The organism is Rhodococcus sp. P3_B8, assembly GCF_056402775.1.
Window position 1 is genome coordinate 1 of record NZ_JBFUGT010000496.1, and the last position, 3,200, is coordinate 3,200.

Below are 3,200 nucleotides of genomic sequence, written 5' to 3' on the forward strand. Positions count from 1 at the left end.
AGCTGGGGGCGCGCGGTGGTGAGGATCTCGACCGCGGAGCGGTCGTCGAGGGGGAACGCCTGGTTGGCGCCGGCCTCGTGGAACCACAGCCCGACCAGCTCGGCCAGCCGCCCGGGCTCGTCGGCGGCGAGGTCGTGCAGCTCGGCGCGGTCGATGTCCGTGTGGTAGAGCTCCCAGGTGTCGTCGGGGAACCGGGCCCAGCCGCTGATCGCCGGGTGGGTGGTGACGGCCTGCCAGCCGTCGTGCCAGATGCCGCGGGTGCCGAGCATGGAGTAGAACTGGGTGTGCTTGGCCGTCGGGATGGTGGCCGCGTCGAAGCTGCGCCGCACCCCGTTGCAGGCCGCCGCCGGCGCCACGGTGCGACTGGTCAACACCCCCGTCACCTGGTCCGCGCGCGGCCTGAACCGCGCCCTCGACACCGTCCGCACCACCCCACCCGCCCTGAACCAGCTCCTCAACCGCGGCGCCCGGGCCGGGGACGTCGCGGTCAAGACCCTGACCGCATCCCGCGACGCCGCCGGTGTCCTCGAACCTGAGGAGCTGTCCATCGACGACTACGACCAACTCAACGTCACCCAGGCGGTCGCCGCGGTGAAAGAGCTCACCGAACCGGGCGACGTGCGGGTAATCGTCGCGTACGAGGAGGCACACAAGAACCGGCACGGCATCGTCTCCGCCGCCCAGACCCGACTGGCCACCATCGCGCACGAGGTGGTCGGCCTCGAGTAGAGGCGATCACCCAGCGGAGTCCCCCGCACACGGTTCTCGCCCACAGCTGCGAGGCGTAGCCCGTCAGTTGTGGTGGGCATGGCCCCGAAACCGATGAACGGCTTCGTGGACCTGCCCACAGCTCATATCACGTACCGCGTAGCAGTGCCCGCCTTCGGGTACCCGGATCAACGGGCGCGCAACGGTATCCACATCCCCGAACGCACCGGCCCCGGTCGGCGGTGTTCGTCGCTCGCGGTCCGAGACGGTGACAGCGAACCCCTCCCGCTCCGGCCGCGGGCGGCTCCGCCCCCGTTTACCGTGCACTACGAGAAAGGTTGATCTGCGATGACTCAGCGTTCCACCCCCACCACGATGACCCGCACCCCGATCCAGCTCGCGGCCCTGGTCATCGGTGCGGTGTTCCTGCTCGTCGGGATCCTCGGCTTCATACCCGGCATCACCACCGACTACGACATGCTCACCTTCGCCGGCCACCATTCGGGCGCCAAACTCCTCGGAATCTTCGAGGTCTCCATCCTGCACAACATCGTCCACCTCTTGTTCGGGATCGCCGGTCTGATCCTGGCGAGGACCGCGGCCACAGCGAAAGCGTTCCTCGTCGGCGGCGGCCTCATCTACCTGGTGCTCTGGCTCTACGGACTGCTCATCGACATGGACAGCGCCGCCAACTTCGTTCCGGTCAACACCGCCGACAACTGGCTGCACTTCGCCCTCGGAGCCGCCATGATCGCCCTCGGTCTGCTCCTCGGCCGCCGCACCACCACCACCGACACCGCCCCCCGGGACGACACCCGGTACGGTGCGCTGACTCCCCACGACCCCACCCCTGCCGCGGTGGCGCGGACCGCGGCCCGACCACCGAAAAACCTGAGAAGAGCAGCAGGGCGAGAGCTATTTCGGCGAAGCGAGCAGCCAGTGGGCGTCCGGCGCCATCGGGACGAGCGCGAGGCCGGTGTCCCCGCGACAGGATTGTCGACCGGAATGAAGTCGGGCACGAGATCGAACGGCAGCAGCCAGGTATCCCAGCATCAGCGCCCACGGCGCCGATCCCAACCCACGACTGAGAACCGACCACCGAATCCTCTCCCCCAGCCTGCAGGCCGACTCCTCCAACTCTGGAACCGCTGACGTCGGTGTCGCTTGGCGGGGTCAACACGCGCGTGTGTTTCGCATCCTCGACGCAAGAATCTGCGACGGAAGTGCTTGCTGCTCATGCGGTGTTCGTCTAATCCGGGTTCCTTGTTCAGGATTCGTCGTCGCACGCCATTCCTGGCCGAGCCCGGCCGTCGGGTGTGTACTCGGCGATCAGGGTGCGGTATCTGCGATGCGAGATCGGATCGATGTGTCCGGTCCGCACGGCCGTGCGGTACAAGATGGTGCGACTGCGGTCCCGCACCAGGATCTGGCGGCGAGCATCATCACCATCCGACAGCTCCCCGCCCTCACACCTCAGTTCGGCGAGGCGGCGGTTGATCTCCCCGAGCACCGACGCGAGTACAGCAAGCTCCTCCACCCTTAAGATTCTTGTCCAACCCGATCCGATCGCGGTACCTGCGCGAACCCACGGGACGATCACCGACGCCGAGTTCCAGGCGCTCACGACGAAGACACCGGCGTAGATCCCGAGTCCTCCTTCGTCCCATCGTCCTGCGCGGTGGCCGTGCGGGCCGGGCGGATGAGCAGTTCGAGTGCCGCGAGCGCGAGTAGGGCGATGAACACGATCCACAACACGACCAGTCCGGTGGGATAGCGCCAGAACATCAGCAGCAGAGCCGCGACGCCGATGACGGCGCAGCGCAGCGGAACCCGAAGCTGGTTGGCCCACCGTTCCACCTCGTTCGGCGGTCGGCCTGCGCCGGACTTGCGGGCGAAGTCCAGTGCCTGCCCGAACCCACGACGGACGGCGGTCGCGGACGACGAGCCGCCGACGAGGAAGGCGCCGATCGCGATCACCAGACCGAGGACCGCGACCGCACGCAGACTCGTCCGCAGCGGTACCAGGACGGTGTCGATGACCGCTGCCGCCGCGTCGGGCGACAGGATGTCAGGTGGGACGCTGTCGAGGTAGATGGCGCGTCCGACGAGAATCCCGATCGCGAGGACGAGCATTCCCAGGGCGATGGACAGGCCGGCGAGGGAGAGCGCGCGCAGCCGTCGGCCGGTGGGGGCGACGGCGACCGCGGCGGCGGCGCAGGCGATTCCCAGCCACGGCAGGATCGCCGACGCCTTGTCGAGGGCATTGACGGCGCGCTGCGCCTTCACCAGTTCGGGGGACTGGAACAGCACGAATTGCTTGTCGACCGCGGGGATCTTGTCGGCGAACGCGAAACCACGCTCGGTCAGCGCGGCCTTCACATTCTCGATGACGGTGCCCAGAGAAATGCTGACGGTGCCGCTCTGGTCGACCTCCACCGAGCTGAGACCGTAGTTCCCCGTCATCACCGCCACGAGCGCGTTGTGCGCCGAAC

General features: G+C 68.1%; 1 protein-coding gene and 4 pseudogenes. 2 read left to right on the plus strand and 3 right to left on the minus strand.

Annotation, left to right across the window (positions count from 1 at the left end):
* Nucleotides 1-329, minus strand: a pseudogene (locus tag AC1D1G_RS43495) (arylsulfatase); the annotation flags it as partial.
* Here AC1D1G_RS43495 and AC1D1G_RS43500 point away from each other — a divergent pair.
* Together AC1D1G_RS43500 and AC1D1G_RS43505 are read left to right on the plus strand one after the other, a co-directional pair.
* Nucleotides 292-729: pseudogene (locus AC1D1G_RS43500) on the plus strand (ferritin-like domain-containing protein); the annotation flags it as partial. The pseudogenes AC1D1G_RS43495 and AC1D1G_RS43500 sit on opposite strands and share 38 nt — an antisense overlap.
* Before the next feature lie 354 nt (nt 730-1,083).
* A pseudogene (locus AC1D1G_RS43505) lies at nt 1,084-1,512 on the plus strand (DUF4383 domain-containing protein); the annotation flags it as partial.
* A gap of 463 nt (nt 1,513-1,975) precedes the next feature.
* Here the strand turns inward: AC1D1G_RS43505 and AC1D1G_RS43510 are convergent.
* Together AC1D1G_RS43510 and AC1D1G_RS43515 are read right to left on the minus strand one after the other, a co-directional pair.
* Nucleotides 1,976-2,245, minus strand: a complete 270-nt coding sequence (locus AC1D1G_RS43510; RefSeq protein ID WP_477956742.1) for a hypothetical protein — start codon at nt 2,243-2,245, stop codon at nt 1,976-1,978.
* 83 nt (nt 2,246-2,328) lie between these two features.
* A pseudogene (locus AC1D1G_RS43515) lies at nt 2,329-3,200 on the minus strand (hypothetical protein); the annotation flags it as partial.